Consider the following 585-nt stretch of genomic DNA (forward strand, 5'->3'; position numbering starts at 1 on the left):
GCCAAAACAAAGGAATTCGCGCGTTTGACCGTCAATAGTGTGATTAAGATACACTTCGTCACACGTGTATGTTGACGATGATCCGCCAACTTGTGTCGGGAAATACGTGCCATTTTTGTACTCGTTGTATTTAATGTAGTCCCACTTGTCGCTGTCTGTTGGCTGCTGAATAGAGCTACCAGCGATATAGTCGTCAGTTATGCTAGTAGACTGCTTTGTTGCCGTATTTACGGTATAACACGTATAATAGTACGTGCCGTCCGTATCTTTCCACAGCTTGTTGATTGCGTCTGATAAGACTTCCCATTGGCCGTTGGCGAATTCGATGCCCTGCAATTTAATCGGATGTTTTCCGTCTGTACAGTTAAGTGAGCCCGTGTTGCCTAGTACGTCATCTGTACTGCCCGATGTCCATGGGACAGTAAAAATAATTGTCGGAACCACTGTTGTGTCAGATGTATTTTCTGCGACAGTGTCAAACGGTGTTTTAGCGTCTACGTAAATAGCGGCGTATGTCGTCGTACCGATCGTAACGTCTTCGATGTCCAGAATTTTGTACCGATTTGCTGTGTTATCCTGGCACGT

Annotated in this window: 1 pseudogene; it reads right to left on the minus strand. The window is 45.3% G+C overall.

The annotated features are described in order from the left end of the window. Positions 1 to 585, minus strand: a pseudogene (locus WMO23_RS11450) (hypothetical protein); the annotation flags it as partial.

It is taken from the genome of Megasphaera intestinihominis, from assembly GCF_040096415.1.
Lineage (GTDB): Bacteria > Bacillota > Negativicutes > Veillonellales > Megasphaeraceae > Megasphaera > Megasphaera intestinihominis.